Here is a 17,552-nt window from a genome sequence, read left to right as displayed (position 1 = left end):
GACTCGGTCAAGTGACCTGCCGCGTCGAAGCGTTGCCGGGTGATGCGTGGATCAATCACCGGGCTGTCCGGGTGGCGGCAATAACCGACACTGCGCACTGCCAGGGCGCGCGGATCGATGACCGACAGCGTCGGTGTCGCAGCGTGGTGGTGTGCGTTCACGGCATTGGCGACCCATAGACTTCACCGGGAAAGACTGGGCTTTTTTTTGCTGAAGCGAAACTGTAAGAAGTTACAGGTCAGTGTTCATGGTGTTCAGGCTGGACAACTGAAAAACAAAAGATCGCAGCCTGCGGCAGCTCCTACAGGGTTTTGTATATCCCGTAGAAGCTGGCGCAGGCTGCGCTTCAATCACTCCAGAACGCGACGCCCCGCGGTCATCTGCCGCGCGACATTCGCCACTCGTGCACCCAAGTGTTGCGCGGTCAGCAGGTCAGCCTTTGGTGGGCCGAGTTCGGGACTGACGTCGGCATCGGACTGGGCCGCGGCACCGAGCCAGAAGCTGTGCCGGTTAAGCATGTCTTCGGTGGTTTTGGAGCTGTTGTGGCCCGGTGGCAACCCCAGGTTGATCCAGTGCATACCATGCCGTAGCCACTGTGATAAACGAAGGCGACGCGGGTGATATCAGTCATGACGCAAACCTCGGTAGTGATCAGTGGGTCCGCCCGTGCTGGGTTACGGATTGAGAGTGATCATCTACCGACATCATTCGAATGACTTACGAGTTTATCGGCCTGCTCGCTCGATAATCATGAACGTGTTATCGAGTGACTCAAAGTCGATCGTGTCACGCCAGCCCCCTCCCCTGACACCTGATCAATCTGCGCCATGCTCAAGTGCGCGGTTTCCCTCAAGAAGAACGAGCAGACCGCGACAATCGCCAGCGCCACCGAGCCGTACACGGCTACACCCACCGCATTGTGATGGGTGGCAATCAGGATCGCCGTGGCCACGCTCGACGCCGTACCGCCGCCAAGTGCAGCGCCGATCTGGTAGGCGGCGGACATCCCCGAATAGCGCATCTCCCGGGGGAACTGCTCTGCGAGAAAAGCCGGAATCGGCCCCTGTGTCGCTCCCATGAACGCGCCAACCGCGATGTACGCCAGGGTCGATACCAGCAGGCTTTTCATGCCGACCAACGGGAAAAAGGCAAAAAACCCGACAGCCATGATGACCGCACCGAGGATCATGACCTTGCGGCGGCCGATCCGGTCGGATAGCAAGGCGAACAGCGGTGCGGTGATGACGATGGCCACCGACAGCGAAAAATCGAAGATCAGTGCATCGGTGCTGCCGTAACCGATCTGCGTGGCGTACGACAAAAAGAACGTGCTGCCGATGTAGGCAATGGTCACGTAGCCAAACGCGATCCCCGTGCACAGCAGCATTTCCTTCGGCCGCGCCCGCAGTGCCGCGATCAGTGGCATACGCACCGGCGTCTTGTGTTCGACGCGCTGTTCAACTGGTTTTTGCAGCCGCGCATAGAGCCCGATCAACACCAGCACACCGCCCAGCCAGAAGGGAATGCGCCAGGCGAAATCGGCGAGATTATCGTTGGAGGCGACACTGACAATGCCGAACACGGCCGCGCCGAGGATGCCGCCAATGCCGATGCCCATGCTGGTGAAACTGCCCCACAACCCTCGTCGACCGGGCGGCGCCGACTCGATGCCGAACAGCGCCGCCCCGCCCCACTCACCACCGGCGGCGAAGCCTTGTATCAACCGCAGCAACACCAGCAGTGCCGGTGCTGCCAGGCCTATCGACGAATAGCCCGGCAGGCAGCCGATCAACAGGGTGCTCAAGCCCATCAGCAACAGGGTGATCACCAGCATTTTCTGCCGGCCGATCCTGTCGCCGTAGTGCCCGAACACCATGCCACCCAATGGCCGGGCAAAAAAGCCCGCGCCAAAGGCGCCGAAGGCAAACAGCGTGGCGGTGAGCGGGTCCATCTGCGGGAAGAACACCTTGGGAAACACCAGCGCCGCCGCCGTGCCGTAGATGACGAAGTCATAGAACTCCAGCGCGGTGCCCATGCCGGAGACGAAGAAGGTTCTGAGGGCGGACTGCGAACCCGCCGGGGAATGACCGTAACTAGCCATATCGAGTGCTCTTTTTGTTGTTATGGAGGACGTCGTTTCAGAAGCGCTGGAAGCCGTCGCGGGCCAGCAGCATCGGGTTGCCGGCGGCGTATTCGAGGACCGCGTTTTCGCTGTCGATGCCGAGGGTCAGCAGGGTTTCCCAGCGCTCGGTGGCGGGCATGCTCAGGTCCGGATGGAAACAGATCGGCGCCTCGTCCCCGGCGTCACCACACATGGCCGCTGCCCGGCGATTCAAGTCGCCATGGATCATGTCGACCCGCGCCGTGTTGACATGGGCCAGGCGTGCGTAGGTGGTCGATGCATCCGGCGTTCGCTCGCCAAGGCTCAGCACCGGGTCAAGGAAGTGATTGGTGTGGGTGATCCAGCCGTCTTCGCCGGGCAGGACCACGGCGGTGCCGGCGGCGGACATTTCAATGCTCGCCGCCCGTGGCGCCGTATCACGGTTCGAGAACACGGTCAGGACGGTCGACGCACTGACCCGTGCCGACCGCGCCAGGGCAATGGCCTCTTCAACGCTGGTCGCCTCCTCCAGGATCCGTCGGGCAATGGCGTGCACCGGCACTCCGGCTACCGCGTTGTCACTGGCATGGTGGAGGATGTTGAAGTGCAGCCCGAGGCCGGCGCTGTTCACGCCGATCTTGCCGAGCATGCCGAACTCGGTGAACAGCTTGACGGTCATGCCGCAACGGTTTGTCAGTTGCAGCAGCATGCCGTGGGGCACCAGTGAATCGTGCCAGTCCCAGGTCTGGATGGTCCTGGGCGCATCGGCCCCCGCCGGCGCGAAGACCGCTGTCGAGCATTCGCCCTCGAGAGAGGCCGGCATCACCGCGAGGATTTCCGTGCGGGCGTTCAGGCTCGCCAGTTGCCACAGGGGAATCCCGGCGCCTTCGGCCGTGGCTTGCAGTTCCTGGGCCAGGCTCGGGCTCCAGTCGGTGAGTGCTTGCAGGCTGGCTTCGCCCAGGGTGCGCACCTGCTCGGGCGCCACGCCCACCTGATTGAAAAAGTCGAGATAGAGCGCCACCGTCTTGCCGATTTGCGCCGCCCAGGTTTCGCCGATTTGCTGGCCTCGGACCTGTGGGTTGTGGGTGTCGGTGACGAAGCAATGCAGTTTCACGAGCGGTGTTCCTTTTTTGCGTGGGTAATCAACCTGTGGGAGCGAGCTTGCTCGCGATGGGGCCAGCACATTCAACATGGATGTCGACTGACCCACCGTCATCGCGAGCAAGCTCGCTCCCACAGGGTTTGTGTGTTCTGGTGGATCGGGTTCAGGGATTGCGGGCGAAAATCTCGCGGCCGGCAAAGAAGGTCTGCAGCACCCGGGTATCGCGCAGGGCCTCGGGCTTGACGGTGAAGACATCCCGGTCGAGGACGATCATGTCGGCCTGTTTGCCCGGCTTGAGCGAGCCGATCTGATCTTCCAGGCGCAAGGTGCGGGCGGCATTGAGGGTGTAGGCCTGGAACATGGTCTGGCGGTCGATGTCTTCGGCGGCGTTGAGCACGCCTTTGGGGCCGGTGCGGCTGACTGCCTGGTAGATCGCCTTCCACGGATCCGGCGTGGTGATCGGCCAGTCGCTGGCGCCGGCAATGGTCGCGCCGTTCTTGAGCAGCGAACGGGCCGGGTACGAATACATGAAGGCCATGGCGCTGACATAGGGTTTGACCAGGTCCATGCTCGACTCATCGGCCATGGCCCAATACAGCTGCATCGAGGCAATCACGTTGAGAGGTTTGAACCGGGCGAATTCCTTGGGGTTGACCATTTGCAGGTGCGTGATGGAGTGGGGAATGCCGCTTTGTCGATCCTTGCGCGCCTGTTCGATGCCGTTGAGCGATTTACGCACCGCGCGGTCGCCAATCGCGTGGATGTGCACCAGCCAGCCACGGGCGTCGGCAGCGCTGACCAGTTCGCCGAAGTGCGCCGGGTCGATCAGCAATTCGCCGGATTTTTTCGAGTCCTGGTAGGGCTCCAGCATGGCGGCGCTTTGCGCCGGGACTTCCGCCACACCGTCGGCAAACACCTTGATCCCCGGCAGGGTCAGGTTGGGCACGCCGAGAAACTGCTGGCGAACCTTGTCCAGTTCATCGAGATCGGCCGGTGTGGCTTTCGAATCGGCCATCAGCAGTGCGGCCACATGCGCAGTCAACTCGCCGCGTTCGGCCAGCGCCTTGTAGATCGGCAACACCCCCAGCGACTGATTGTTCACATCGCCGCCGGGAATCTCATTGGCGATGGGGTCCATCCAACCGGTGATGCCCAGGCTTTTGTAATAGTCGAGCGCTGCACGCGCCCCCGCCATCAACTCCTCGGTGGTCGGCGGTGGCAGCAGGGCCTGCACCGGATAGAGTCCGGCGTCGACCAGGAAGCCATTGGGCCGTCCATCGTCGTGATGCCCGATCGTGGCCTGCTCTTCGTCCTTCAACGCCTTGACCCGCGCGGCATCCACACCGGCACGCTGGAGCATGGCCCGGTTGGCCCACCCCGTGTGCAGGTCCCAGCCGAGAAAGAGAATCGGCGTGTCTGCCCATTCGCCCTGATTGAAGCGCCGCTCAAGCGCCTCGATCTGGCTCCAGTAGGTCGATGGCAAGCCGCCGACGCTGAGGATGTCACCGCGTTTGGCCTTGCCGTCTTCGCGCCACTGACGCAGGCGTTTTTCCAGCTCGTCGAGCGCCAGCAACTCGCCGTCCAGAGTGGCCTGACGCAATTGCAGGCCGCCCTTCACCGTGTGTGAGTGCGAGTCGATAAACCCCGGCATCAGCACCTTGCCGCCCAGGTCGACGATGCGCGTGCCCGGCTGTTTGAGCCGCAGCACCTGGACATCGGAACCCACCGCCGAAACCTTGCCGTTCTCCACCGCGATGGCCTGCTGCAAGGGCTGACCGGGTTCGGCGGTGTAGACCCTGGCGTTGTGCAGGATGAGATCGACAGCGGCCATACTTTCCATCGAGGAACAGGCCAGGACAAGTGACGCGGCCAGGGTCAGAATCTGTTTCATGGATGGCTCTTTATTTTTGTTGGGCTGTAGCCAAGACTATCCAAGCCGAATCGAGAACTGAATGCCTGCTCCCGCACAACTTCTGTGCCTATCAGGAATAGATAAATGGATAAAATGAGTGCCCTGACCATGTTCGTCGCCACCGCCGAACAGGGTAATTTCAGCCGCGCCGCCGACCTGCTCGGCAAGACCCCATCGGCTTTGACCAAGGCCGTGGCTCAACTGGAGGAAGAACTCGGCACGCGCCTGTTCGACCGCACCACCCGGCGCATGGCGCTGACCGAGGCCGGTCGCATCTACCTGGAAGGTGCACGCCAGGCGCTGATGCAACTGCAACTGGCCACCGAGGATGTGGAGCAGTTGCAGCATGAACTGCGCGGCGACCTGCGGATCACCGCCCCGCCCTCGTTCGCGCCGGCGTTTCTCAATCAGGTGTGCTGTCGTTTCTTGACTGCGCATCCACAGGTCAAACTGGAAGTGGACCTGAGCGATAACTTCGAAGACCCGGTGGACGGCGGCTACGACCTGGCCCTGCGCGACGGCCCCATCGACCTGCCTGGCGTGATCGCGCAGCCGCTGGTGGAAAACCAGGTGTTGCTCTGCGCCAGCCCGGCTTACCTGGCCCGCAAGGGCGAGGATGTTTCACTGGAGAACTATCAGCAGCACGACTGGCTGATCTTCCGCCACCCGCTGCTCAACCGACACTTCTGGTGGGTCAAGCAAGGCGAACAACGGATTCGGCTGACACAACCCACGCCGCGGGTGGCCAGCGACAACTTTGATTTTCTGCTGGCCTGTCTGCTCGATGGGCAGGGTCTGCAGTTCATCCCGCAATGGAGTGCCGCGCCCTATCTGGCGCGTGGCGAACTGGTCGACTTGATGCCGCAGTACTGGCGTGAACCCGGTGCGTTCGGGCCGTGGATCTACGTGCTGTACCTGGCCCACCGGCGCAACACGCGCAAGGTCAAAGTGTTCATCGAATACCTCAAGGCGCATTGGCAGGAACAGCAGGTCTGAAGACCGCATAGCGCCCTTCGCGAGCAGGCTCGCTCTCACAATGGAATGCAGTTCAACTGTGGGAGCGAGCCTGCTCGCGAAGGCGGCGCCTTGGTCAACCACTCAATCCGGATTAACGCGGCTGCAACACCAGCGCAAACAACTCGCCATGCCCGTTCACGTTGAGCTTGTGATAGAGGTTGCGCCGGTGCACTTTCACCGTCTCCGGGGAGATGCCCATTTGCTGGGCGATGGCCTTGCTGGAGAAGCCCTGGAGAATCAGGCGCGCTGTTTCGATTTCCCGCAGCGTCAGGCGGGCGTCGAAGCGATCGAGCAAGGTCGCCAGATCGCCGGCCGGCGGTTCGGCGACCGGCCCTTCGGGTGGCAGCAAATCCAGGTGTCGGCGCATCGCGGACAGCACCCAGTCACGCACGCACAGCAGGCGCCCCTGATCCTCAAGGCCAAAGCGCGTCGAACGCCCGAGGGACAGGCCAAGCACGGCGCCGTCGAGGTTGACCATGAACTGCAACTCGTCGCCACCGACCACGGTGCTGAAGTAACTCAGGTAGTACTCGCTGTGCTGGAACTGGTCGGGGGCCACCGATTCGAGGCTGTGCAAGCCGTCGGCGATGCCGGCGCAAACGGCTTGATAGAACGGATCGAGCAGGTACATGCCGGCGCGGTAGTCCGCCAGTTCTTCCTGCTCGGCACTGTTGCCCTTGGCATCGAAATCAATCAGCAGGCGCGGCACGTGGCCCGGGCGCATCAGCGCCACCAGGGCGTTGTCCAGCGGCACCAGCAGCCGCAGGGTATCGACCAGCGCCCGCCAGAAACCGTCCCGCCCCACCGTCGTGAAGACCCGCGCCAGCCCCTGGTGCACCGGCAACTCTTTCAACAACGCGTCCACGCACTACCCCTTTTGAGTAACCCATGATGGGAATGGGTGAAGGCCACCCCGGTCGATACGCTGCAAACTCCTGATTACCACCGGCCGCAACAGGCCAGGAGTGCCGCATCATGAGTCGTCACCGCTTGTATTTCAATCTGGGGTTTGGCGCCTGTCTGGCGGTGTCGCTGTCGGCGCAAGCCGTCGAAGCCCCGACCGTGCACGTGTACAACTGGTACGACTACATCGGCCCCACGACCCTGCAGGACTTCAAGCGAGACACCGGGATAGCACCGGTCTACGACACCTTCGACAGCGCCGAAGTGCTCGAAGGCAAGCTGCTCACCAGCCGCAGCGGCTACGACGTGGTGGTGGCCAGCAACTTCAGTCTGCCGACCCTGATCAAGGCCGGTGCCCTCGCCCCACTGCCCCGGGCGCAGATGCCGGACTTCAAGAACATGGACACCGATCTGCTGGCGAAACTGGCCAGCAACGATCCGGGCAACCAGTACGCCGTGCCGTATCTTTGGGGCACCAACGGCATCGGCTACAACATCGACAAAGTGCGCGCGGTACTGGGCGACAAGGCGCCGGTGGACTCCTGGGACCTGGTGTTCAAGGAGGAGAACCTGGCCAAGCTCGGCGAGTGCGGCGTGGCCATGCTCGACTCGCCGTCGGAAATGCTGCCGGTGGCCCTGCACTACCTCGGCCTGCCGCCCAACAGCACCAACCCCGAAGACTACAAGAAAGCCGAAGCGCTGCTGCTGAAGTTGCGGCCGCACATTGCCTACTTCAACTCGTCGAAGTTCATCAGCGACCTGTCCAACGGCAACATCTGCGTGGCGGTCGGCTGGTCCGGCGCCATGCTCGAAGCCAAGACCACCGCCGAGCAGGCCGGCAACGGCGTGAAGATCGCCTACAGCCTGCCCAAGGAAGGCGCGCCGGTGTGGTTCGACACCCTGGTGCTGCTCAAGGACGCCCCGCACCCGGAACAAGGGATGGCCTTCATCGACTACCTGATGCGCCCTGAAGTCATCGCCCCGGTCAGCGACCACCTCAACTACCCCAACGGCAACCGCAGCGCGACCACGCTGGTGGCCGAGGCAACCCGCAACAACCCGGCCGTCTACCCGTCAGCCGAAGCCATGGCCACCCTGTTCACCCTCCAGCCCCTGCCGCCGGCGACCGAGCGCGTGCGCACGCGAATCTGGAGCAAGGTCAAAAACGGCCAATAACACGGACACCACAACCCCCTGTGGGAGCGAGCTTGCTCGCGATAGCGGTGGATCAGTTGCCATAGATGTTGAATGTAACGACCCCATCGCGAGCAAGCTCGCTCCCACAGTGTCCGTGGTGCCCAACAAATATTTTTTTCTGCCACGAATCGAAGATGAGAAAATCCATGAAACCACGCGCCCGCGACCTGAACATCCAATTCGGCCAACTGCAACCCGGTCCGCTCAATGCCATCACCGACGTCCCCGGCGTGCGTATCGGTCATTGTGACGTACGAGGACGCACGGCCAATGGCCGCGACATCCTTACCGGCGTCACCGTCATCGAACCGCGTGCCGGCTCCACCAGCCAGCAACCCTGTTTTGCCGGCGTGCATGTACTCAACGGCAATGGCGATGCCACGGGGCTGGAGTGGATTCGCGAAGCGGGCTTGTTGACCAGCCCCATCGCCTTCACCAACACCCACAGCCTGGGCGTGGTGCGCGATGCGCTGATCGTGGTCGACCGCGAGCAGCAAGCCGATGACGGACGCCTCTACTGGAACATGCCGGTGGTGCTGGAAACCTTCGACGGCTTGCTCAACGACATCAACGGCTTTCACGTGAAGCCTGAACACGTAGCCCAGGCCGTGCGCTCGGCGGCGGGTGGCCCGGTGGCCGAAGGCAATGTCGGCGGCGGCAGCGGCATGATCTGCCACGAATTCAAGGGCGGCATCGGCACCGCGTCGCGACGCTTGAACAGCGCCCAGGGCGGCTGGACGGTGGGAGCGATTGTCCAGGCCAACCATGGCATCCGCCATGAACTGCGCGTCGACGGGTATCCGGTGGGACGCTACATGGAACAGGTCGATTCGCCGTTCCTCAAGGCTTCGCTGCCCCATCCGGGCATGGGTTCGATCGTGGTCTGCCTGGCCACCGATGCGCCGCTGCTGCCACACCAGTGCACGCGCCTGGCCCAGCGCGCCAGCCTTGGCCTGGCCCGCACCGGCGGCGGCAATGAAGACCACAGCGGCGACATCTTCATCGCCTTCGCCACCGGTAACGACCACGTGCCACCGGCTGCCTACGAGAGCAAGAAAGCGCCGACCACAAACAACCTGAGCATGGTCAACAACGACCATATCAGCGAGCTGTTCCTGGCCGCCACCGAAACCGTGGAAGAAGCCATCATCAATGCCCTGCTCGCCGCCGAAACGGCCGAAGGCAACGGGCATGGGGTGCCGGGACTGGGTGCCGAAACCCTGCTCGAGGCGTTGCGCCGCGCCGGCTGGCCGGGGGATGCGACTAGTGGTACTTGAGTGAAACACTCGGTCTTTTTAGGATGAACTTACGCAGTCGCTTGCCTGGCAAGCCGCTGCGTAGGTGGTGAGTGAACTGAACCCCTACCAAGCTCACCGCCTGCTTCATGCGCATCTTGAGCCTCAAGGGCTCTACTTCCTCCCCATCAAAGAGCTTTGAGGCTCTTTTTTTGCCTCTGAAAAACCCACACAAATCACTTGTGGGAGCGAGCGTGCTCGCGAAAGCGGTGGGTCAGGCAACATTGATGTTGGATGTGACACCGTCTTCGCGAGCAGGCTCGCTCCCACAGGGAAAAGTCATTGTGTTTCGGAGGTGCACAACGACCGCCACGCCGCCTGCGCCAGCATGTCCCGGTACGCCCTCGGGCTGCCCTTGACCCGGCCCGACAACCACGCGCGGCAGTAACTGTCGGCCTGGCCGATGATTAACGACAGTATCAACTCCGCCGGAAAACCACCCAGTTCATCGCCGTGAGCGCCCAGCCATGTCAGCAACTGCTTGTTGCGCGCCTTGTTGCGGGTGGCGAGTTCGTCCTTGAACGGCCCCTTGGTAACGGCAAATCGCGCGTGGTACTGGAACCGCGCCCACTCCGGCTGGCTATCGACCCAATCCACATAGCTGTGCACCAGCGCGTGCACCCCCGCCTGCGTGGTTTGGGCATCCGCCAGGTAGCTGTCGCGCAAACGGGCCTGGTCATCCAGGGCGGTAAAAAACAGCGCCGCCACCAGGCCTTCCTTGTTGCCGAAATGGTGATAGATGGCGCCGACACTGGTATCGCATTCGGCGCGGATCATTTCGATGGTGGTGGCCTCGATCCCCTGTTCGTTGAACAGGCACAGGGCCTTTCTGAAGATGTCGCGTTTGAGTTCGGCGCGTCGTCCGGGGTAGCAGCGTTCGAGCAGATCGGCGGTATCCATGCTGAAAAACAGTCCGCAAAAGTCATGGGTGGAGGCTGGCGGTTGCCAGCGAACAAGTGGCGTCAGGTTGACAGATTTCCTTTCGACAGAATACTGTTCCATCACAGAACATTATTCTGTTACGGAAGATTGTTCTGCAAACCGTCATCCTCAAGAGGCAAAAAAATGAGTCAGTTCCTCAGCATGTTCAACAGCGCCGGGCCAGAAGCATTCAGCAAAATGGCCTGCCAGGTGGCGCCCTACTTCTCCACCATCAACCCGCTGGTCCAGGACTTGCGCAAAGGCTCGGCCACCGTGCAGGTGCCGTTTGCCCGGGAAATCACCAATCATTTGGGTACGGTGCATGCGATAGCGATGTGCAACGCCGCCGAACTGGCCGCCGGGATGATGACCGACGTGTCCATTCCCGCCGGCGCCCGCTGGATTCCCAAGGGCATGACCGTCGAATACCTGGCCAAGGCAAAGAGTGATGTGACGGCGGTAGCCGAAGGGGATGCAGTGGACTGGACCACCGAAGGCGACAAGATCGTGCCGGTGGACATTCACGATGCCGAGGGCAAGAAGGTGTTCACGGCGCGGATTACCATGAATGTGAAGCTGGCCTAAACGCTGACCGCAGTTAAATGTGGGAGCGAGCCTGCTCGCGAAAGCGGTGGGTCAGGCAGCATTGATGTTGGATGTGACGCCGTCTTCGCGAGCAGGCTCGCTCCCACAATGGATCTAGACCAAACGCAGTTTTGGGCCACTCGCCGGCACTGCCTCAGCACCCAAGCGCTCGCGCACACATTCATTGGCCTTGCGCGTCATTTGGTCCAGATGCCGGTCGCGCTGTTTTTCCGCGTCGGTCATGGCCCGCTTGCCGTGCTTTTGCAGCAGGTAGGTATGAATCTGCCGCACTTCCAGCGAGCTGTAGATCGACGCCACGTCCAGCAGCGCCATCAAGCCATCGGTGCTGTGGTCGCGGGTATTCATCAACACCTGGGTCGCACGCACGCCCACCACCTGAAACCCCATCGCCTCGAAATACGGCACCTTGGCCACCGTGCAGGTCAGCTCGGCATGGGGATAGCGGCCGACCATTTCCCGCAGCATCCGTCGGGCCACACCCTGGCGCCGACACTCGGCCTGTACCGCCATGTACGCCACGCCACACGCCTCGGGGTCGTCCTGCACCGGCAGGTACAGCACAAAGCCCAGCACCTTTTCCGGATCGTCTTCGTCCGTGGCTACGATCAACTCCACGGCAATGCCTTTTTCACCGTTGAGCGCCTCCAGATACAGGTGCACCTCATAGCCGATCGCGTATTGATAGAGGTTGTACAGCAGGTTGCTGGGCGGGATCGCGACCATACTGATGTCGGTCAGGTTGTCGACCACCATCTGCAGGATCTGGCTATTGATGTGCTCGGGGCACGGGGTCTTGAAGTGGCTGATCAGGGGCATTGCAGTGACAGGCTCCGGGAGGCAAGGGCCGCCTATCATAACGCGCCTGACACCTGCGGTCCGAAGGGTGATGGTGGGGTGGCAGGTGATTGGGGAAATGGGTGGGTCAAGGCCCCCGAACCTGAGGATTGCCACCCACTTCGGCGCGACAGAAATCTCTTCAACATCTTGAAACAAATCAACCTTCCATATCCCCCGAGACTCCCTCGTGATTGGCGTAGCTCTTGCATCGACCGCATTGCGTACGTCAGCCACATCGGCGCGCCCCGAGGGAAACACTATGAAAAACCTGCCTGACCTCCAACCGCTCGGTTTCAGCAAACCGGGCATCGCCGCTGTGATGCTGATCAACATCAGCCTCGGCACTGTCAACGCCGCACCGCTGGACGATGTCAGCCAACCACCACCGACGGACCCCTCGGCGTATACCAACCCGCCGGCCGACCCCAAGGTCGCGCTGGATGCCATTCTGACCATGCCGCCTGCCAACCAGGGCGCCATCGCCCTGCCCAATGGCGTGTTCGGTGACCGGACCACACCACGGGCCGACAACGTGCTGCCGCCAGCGCTGCAGACATCGTTCAAGATCCCCACCAACGGCAAGCCCAGCCCGTTGTTCGGGGCGCAGCCCTACACTCAGCAACTGCTGTTGTTCGAAGAATTCGGCACGGAAAAACTCGACCCCACACTGCCAGCACCGCCCCTGACGTTCCCACCTCCGACCGTCGGCCCGGCACCCGTGCAGGACCCGAACAGCATCGCCCGCAGCGGCCCTTCGGCTGCGGCGCTCGAAGCCTTCATGCGCCAGCCGGGGCTGTACCCGTTTCCGTCACAGTATTCCAACGCGCTGGACCGTAACCCGTGGAAAGCGCAGATCGAAGCCTTCCTCAACCGCCATCCGGTCGGCTCGCCAGCCGAGGGGCGTCCACCAGGAAAAGGCTGGTCGCACCAGCGCTGGAACGAGTTCTACCCACAGGTCGCCTTCAAGACCGCCCAAGCAGGCGCCAAGCTCAACGGCGGCATGCGCGACCGTCGGCAATTGCACAACTACGCCGTCGGTGAGTTCGGGCCAGGCGGGCTCTATTACCAGACCTCGGACATCCCGACCACCACGGGCACCACCAAAGGCATCGACACGCGTTTCCACCCCAACATGCCGATTCAGAACCACAAGGCGCTCTGGACCTTCGACGGCACCTTTCCGGTGAAACTGCTGATGGTGCGCTACGGCCAACCGACGTTGATGCGTCACTACAACGCCCTGCCGATTGATCCGGCGGCCAACATGGGTTTTGGCCTGCACACCCTCAGCACCCACGAACACAACGGCCACTCCCCGGCCGAAAGCGACGGCTTTGCCAATGCGTTTTTCTTTCCCGGCCAGTACTACGACTATCGCTGGCCGGTGCAACTGGCCGGTTACGACACCATCAACACCAAGGCTGAAGATCCGCGTGCGGCCTTCCCCTGCGCCCCGGGCGAAACCCTGTACGTCAACGACGCCACTCCGGGCCTGAAGACCTGCAACAACGGCAGCATCAAGATTCGTGGCGACTGGCGTGAAACCATGAGCACCCACTGGTTCCACGACCACATGCTCGATTTCACCGCGCAGAACGTCTACAAGGGCAACGCGGTGATGATGAACTACTACAGCGCCCTGGACCGCGGTAACGAAGCTTTCGAAGATGGCGTCAACCTGCGCCTGCCCAGCGGTTCGGCCTTGCCCTGGGGCAACCGCGATTACGACGTCAACCTGATGGTGGCCGACAAGGCCTGGGATCAGAACGGCCAGCTGTGGTTCAACCCCTTCAACACCGATGGCTTCCTCGGCGATCAGATCCTGGTCAACTGGCAGTACCAGCCGCGCCTGAAAGTGCGGGCGCGCAGCTATCGTTTCCGTATCCTCAACGGCTCGGTGTCGCGCTACCTCAGGATCGCGCTGGTGCGTGAAGTCGCCGGCACCGGGGGTGAATTCCCCGGCCCGGCAGGTTCGGGCCTGTCCTATACCCGCGTGCCCTTCCACATGATCGCCAACGACGGCAACCTCATGGAACACGCCGTGCCGTTCGACGGCAGCATGGACCTGGACGGTGACGGCAATATGCAGAACCACAACGCCATCCTGCCCACCATGGGCATCGCCGAGCGTTACGACATCATCGTCAACTTCGCGAAAAACGGGATCAGCGTTGGCGACAAGCTGTACTTCGTCAACCTGATGGAGCACCAGAACGGCAAGGGTCCGGAGGCTAATCTGCTGAGCCTGGCCGATGTCCTGTCCGGCAAGTACAAAGCCGTGCTCAAGCAAGGCAGCAAAGGGCTGGAATGGGACGGCGGCGACCCGGTGGTGGGCAAGTTCATGCAGATGGTGGTGCAGCCTTATGCCGGCCAGGACGTGAGCATGAACCCCGCTGACTATGAACCCGCCAAACCGGGTAAAGCGGTCGGCAAGGTCATGATCCCGCTGACGATCAACCGCGACGATCCAACGATGCAGGCCAAGCTCAAGGTCGCACGGCATCGCGAGTTCACCTTCGGCCGCTCCGACGGCACCGACGAAGCCCCCTGGACCATCAAGACCGACGGCGGTTTCGGCTACCCCATGGACCCTCGAATCATCAGCGCCGCGCCGCAACTGGCCAACGGTCCGACCGATGCCGGGTTCTCCGGCGACGGCACCCTGGAAGTGTGGAAAATCAAAAGCGGCGGCAACGGCTGGAACCACCCGGTGCACGTGCACTTCGAAGAGGGGATCATCCTCAACCGCGATGGCAAGGCGCCGCCGGAATGGGAAAAATGGGCGCGCAAGGACGTCTATCGCATCGGCGAAGGCATCGACAGCTCGGTGAATGTGGAAATGGCGATCCGCTTCCGTGAGTTCGCTGGGACCTACATGGAGCACTGCCACAACACCCAGCACGAGGACACGTCCATGTTGCTGCGCTGGGATGTCGAGCACCCCGGCCAGTTCCAGTTGATGCCAACGCCCCTGCCCGGCTGGGACGGCGTCAACTACGTGAACTCCGCCGCGCTGCCCACCTTCCGCACGGGCGATACTCGCAACAATGATGGCGATAACAAACTGCCGATCGCCAACCCCGACAGCGCCATCAGCAACAGCGGCCCGGTGACCATCAACGTGCTGGCCAACGACAGCGACCCTGACGGCAACGTGCCGCTCAAAGTGGTGGGCCTGGAGCAACCGGACTCCGGCAAGGGCACGGTCACCACCGATGGTGTGCGCGTGATCTACACACCACCGGCCACGGTCCCCGCGCCGTTCACCGCGACCTTTACCTATAAGGCCGCCGATGCCAAGGGTGCGGAGTCGGCACCGGCAACGGTGTCCGTGGCGGTCTCGGCAGCGGTCGTCGAGAACCTGATCGTCACCAGCGCCACCGTCACCGCCCGCAGTAACAACCGCTGGTATTGGGTGCTGTCCGGCACCACCTCGCGTGGCACGGGCAATAGCATCACGGCGACTGCCACGACCTCGACCGGCACGGTGAACCTTGGCACCGCCACCCTGACACCTACGGCAACAGGCGCGCGCTGGAATATAGCGGTGACGACCGTCGGCAGTGGCCCGTCGCCCAACCCGACAGCGACCATCAAGTCGGCCTTCGGCAAAACCGTGACGGTGCCAGTGCACTAGCGCGGATTGATCGGCGCCCGGTCCATGCCATGTGGACCGGGCGCTTTTTTTTTGCGGATCGTACGGTGGGCCGAGTGAGGTTCTATTCGCAAAGTGCCTGGCATTTGCGCTGACTGTCAGGCCGCCTTCGCGAGCAGGCTCGCTCCCACCATTGGATCGGCGTCGTGCACAGATATTGTGTTCACCAAAGATCAAATGTGGGAGCGAGCCTGCTCGCGAAGGCGGCCTCACAGTCACCGCTGCGGCGCCACCATCCGAAAGCGGATATTGATCTCGTTGGACACCATACTGCCCGCCCACTCGCCCTCGCCTATCTTGAAGTCGTTACGCTTGAGCACCAATTGGCCTTCGAAGATGCCGATGGAGCTCTCCGACTTCAGCAGCACCGGCACACTCACTTCCCGAGTGAGCCCGCGCAGGGTCAGTTTGCCGGTGAAGCTGTAGCGGTTATTGCCGAGGGCCTTGACGGACGTCGATTCGAACGTCGCCACCGGATAAGTCGCGGTGTCGAACCACTCCGGTTTTTGCAGCTCGATGTTGGCGTCGTCGCTGCCGGCATCGATGCTGCTCAGGTCGATGGTCAGCGCGGCATGGGCGGCGCCCGGGTTATCGGTGTCGAAGTCGAGATTGGCCTTGAATTTGCCGAAGGTGCCGTAGGTTCTCGACCCCATCTGCTCATAGGTGAAACTCAAGGTACTGGCCTTGGCGTTGACCGCCTTGTATTCCACGGCTTCAGCGAACAGCACCGGGCCGAACACCAACGTGCCGGCCAGAGCGACGCAACGCGCGGATCGAAGGTTCATGGCACTCTCCGGGAGGGCTCCCGTCTTGAGTTTGCGTGCCGCACACGAAGGCCGGCACCAGATGGACTAAAGCAAACAACCGGCGTTTATTCCACCTCACCCGTTGATTTGCGACCACCTGCCGATGATCGTCAGCGCTACCCGCACGCCTCGCGTTGCCACGCCCGCCGCAACAGCTCGATCACCTCGGCATCCGAAGTCTGGGAAAAGTCCATGTACCAATGGCCAATCGAAGTGAACCACTCAGGCATCAGCGGGCAGACCAGTTCATCCACCTCGCTGCGCAGCGCCTCCACCGTCTCGATCGGTGCCACTGGCACCGCCACCACGATGCGCGCAGGTTCCTGCACCCGCAGCGCCTGGACCGCCGCCCGCATCGAAGCGCCGGTGGCCAGGCCGTCGTCGATCAGGATCGCCACCTGATCCTTGAGCTGCACCGCCGGCCGCGTACCCCGGTAGACCTGCTCGCGGCGCAACAGCTCGCGGCTTTCCCGTTCGACCACGGCGTCGAATGCAGCCTTGGCAATCGGATGCACCCGCAGCGCCTCTTCATTACGAATCTGGATGCCACCGCTGGCAATCGCCCCCATGGCGTACTCCTGATGGGACGGCACGCCGAGCTTGCGCACCAGCATCAGGTCCAGGCGAACCTTCAGCGCCGTGGCCACCTCATAAGCCACCGGCACACCGCCACGGGGCAAGGCCAGGACGATGACATCGGGGCGATTGGCGTAAGGCAGCAGCGACTCGATCAAACGCCGCCCGGCTGCCGGCCGGTCTTGCAGGATGGAATGGGACAAGGGGCTCATGTGAAAACCTCCCCAGGCGATTGCGCCTGTCGGTGAGTCCTGCTCCCACTGATGAGGTTCCTGATTTTCAGTGTGCACAAGACTACAAACACCACCGTCCCTGTGGGAGCGGGCTTGCCCGCGAAAGCGTCAGCACAGTCAACATCTACACCACTGAACCACCACAACCGCGAACAGGCAATCAAAAAACCAACTAAACCAACCGCTCAATCTTCTGATGTTGCCACACCAGTTTGCAATACAGCGTCTGCATCCCCGAATACGCCACGGGAAACGCCATCCACACCCCTTTCAGCCAGAAGGATGGAATGGGACAAGGGACTTATGTGGCAGAGGCTTTTGTGGCGAGGGAGCTTGCTTCCGCTGGGCTGCGCAGCAGCCCCAAACAACCGTCAACGATGACCGGGTTTTG

The 17,552-nt window shown here is 62.2% G+C and carries 14 protein-coding genes; 5 read left to right on the top strand and 9 right to left on the bottom strand.

All coding sequences use genetic code 11. From position 1 onward, the window contains the following. Positions 1-350 precede the first annotated feature (350 nt). The 4 genes from AC3WJW_RS21105 to AC3WJW_RS21090 form a co-directional block, all read right to left on the bottom strand. On the bottom strand, positions 351-578 hold the full coding sequence (locus AC3WJW_RS21105) for a hypothetical protein (protein ID WP_493727236.1): 228 nt from the start codon (positions 576-578) through the stop codon (positions 351-353). Between the two features lie 170 nt (positions 579-748). Next, the gene (locus AC3WJW_RS21100; RefSeq protein WP_493727235.1) at positions 749-2,101 is read right to left on the bottom strand and encodes an MFS transporter; all 1,353 of its coding nucleotides are present in this window, start codon (positions 2,099-2,101) and stop codon (positions 749-751) included. A gap of 37 nt (positions 2,102-2,138) precedes the next feature. After that, entirely contained in the window at positions 2,139-3,215 is a 1,077-nt protein-coding gene (locus AC3WJW_RS21095; RefSeq protein WP_493727234.1) for a C45 family autoproteolytic acyltransferase/hydrolase, read from the bottom strand. Between the two features lie 151 nt (positions 3,216-3,366). Continuing rightward, the gene (locus tag AC3WJW_RS21090; protein WP_493727233.1) at positions 3,367-5,094 is read right to left on the bottom strand and encodes an amidohydrolase; all 1,728 of its coding nucleotides are present in this window, start codon (positions 5,092-5,094) and stop codon (positions 3,367-3,369) included. A gap of 105 nt (positions 5,095-5,199) precedes the next feature. Here AC3WJW_RS21090 and AC3WJW_RS21085 point away from each other — a divergent pair, with 105 nt between their 5' ends. Continuing rightward, the gene (locus AC3WJW_RS21085) at positions 5,200-6,111 is read left to right on the top strand and encodes a LysR family transcriptional regulator (RefSeq protein WP_493727232.1); all 912 of its coding nucleotides are present in this window, start codon (positions 5,200-5,202) and stop codon (positions 6,109-6,111) included. A gap of 112 nt (positions 6,112-6,223) precedes the next feature. On the opposite strand, the gene AC3WJW_RS21080 is transcribed toward AC3WJW_RS21085, so the two are convergent. Continuing rightward, a complete protein-coding gene (locus AC3WJW_RS21080; RefSeq protein WP_007970649.1) occupies positions 6,224-6,997 on the bottom strand; it encodes a helix-turn-helix transcriptional regulator in 774 nt (257 codons plus the stop codon). A 110-nt stretch (positions 6,998-7,107) separates the two neighbouring features. Here AC3WJW_RS21080 and AC3WJW_RS21075 point away from each other — a divergent pair, with 110 nt between their 5' ends. Continuing rightward, complete coding sequence (locus AC3WJW_RS21075; protein WP_429382923.1) at positions 7,108-8,211, top strand: extracellular solute-binding protein; 1,104 nt, start codon at positions 7,108-7,110, stop codon at positions 8,209-8,211. Between the two features lie 167 nt (positions 8,212-8,378). Further along, on the top strand, positions 8,379-9,509 hold the full coding sequence (locus AC3WJW_RS21070) for a DmpA family aminopeptidase (RefSeq protein ID WP_493727231.1): 1,131 nt from the start codon (positions 8,379-8,381) through the stop codon (positions 9,507-9,509). A 297-nt stretch (positions 9,510-9,806) separates the two neighbouring features. Here AC3WJW_RS21070 and AC3WJW_RS21065 read toward each other — a convergent pair whose 3' ends face one another. Further along, positions 9,807-10,427 (bottom strand): TetR/AcrR family transcriptional regulator, encoded by a 621-nt coding sequence (locus AC3WJW_RS21065; protein WP_493727230.1) that lies wholly within the window; start codon positions 10,425-10,427, stop codon positions 9,807-9,809. 165 nt (positions 10,428-10,592) lie between these two features. Here AC3WJW_RS21065 and AC3WJW_RS21060 point away from each other — a divergent pair, with 165 nt between their 5' ends. Continuing rightward, a complete protein-coding gene (locus AC3WJW_RS21060) occupies positions 10,593-11,033 on the top strand; it encodes a hotdog fold domain-containing protein (RefSeq protein ID WP_493727229.1) in 441 nt (146 codons plus the stop codon). A 114-nt stretch (positions 11,034-11,147) separates the two neighbouring features. Here AC3WJW_RS21060 and AC3WJW_RS21055 read toward each other — a convergent pair whose 3' ends face one another. Then, positions 11,148-11,870 carry a GNAT family N-acetyltransferase gene (locus AC3WJW_RS21055; RefSeq protein ID WP_493727228.1) on the bottom strand — a complete coding sequence of 241 codons (723 nt, stop codon included), beginning with the start codon at positions 11,868-11,870 and terminating at the stop codon, positions 11,148-11,150. 280 nt (positions 11,871-12,150) lie between these two features. On the opposite strand from AC3WJW_RS21055, the gene AC3WJW_RS21050 reads away from it, so the two are divergent. Continuing rightward, on the top strand, positions 12,151-15,528 hold the full coding sequence (locus tag AC3WJW_RS21050) for an Ig-like domain-containing protein (RefSeq protein ID WP_493727227.1): 3,378 nt from the start codon (positions 12,151-12,153) through the stop codon (positions 15,526-15,528). Between the two features lie 233 nt (positions 15,529-15,761). Here the strand turns inward: AC3WJW_RS21050 and AC3WJW_RS21045 are convergent, their stop codons facing one another. Next, complete coding sequence (locus AC3WJW_RS21045) at positions 15,762-16,331, bottom strand: YceI family protein (protein ID WP_493727226.1); 570 nt, start codon at positions 16,329-16,331, stop codon at positions 15,762-15,764. A 137-nt stretch (positions 16,332-16,468) separates the two neighbouring features. Further along, positions 16,469-17,140 carry a phosphoribosyltransferase gene (locus AC3WJW_RS21040; protein ID WP_493727225.1) on the bottom strand — a complete coding sequence of 224 codons (672 nt, stop codon included), beginning with the start codon at positions 17,138-17,140 and terminating at the stop codon, positions 16,469-16,471. Positions 17,141-17,552 lie beyond the last annotated feature (412 nt).

Source organism: Pseudomonas sp. GW821-FHT07G06, from assembly GCF_058986625.1.
Note: the sequence above shows the minus strand (reverse complement) of the source record. Positions and strands in the feature narration are given on the sequence as shown.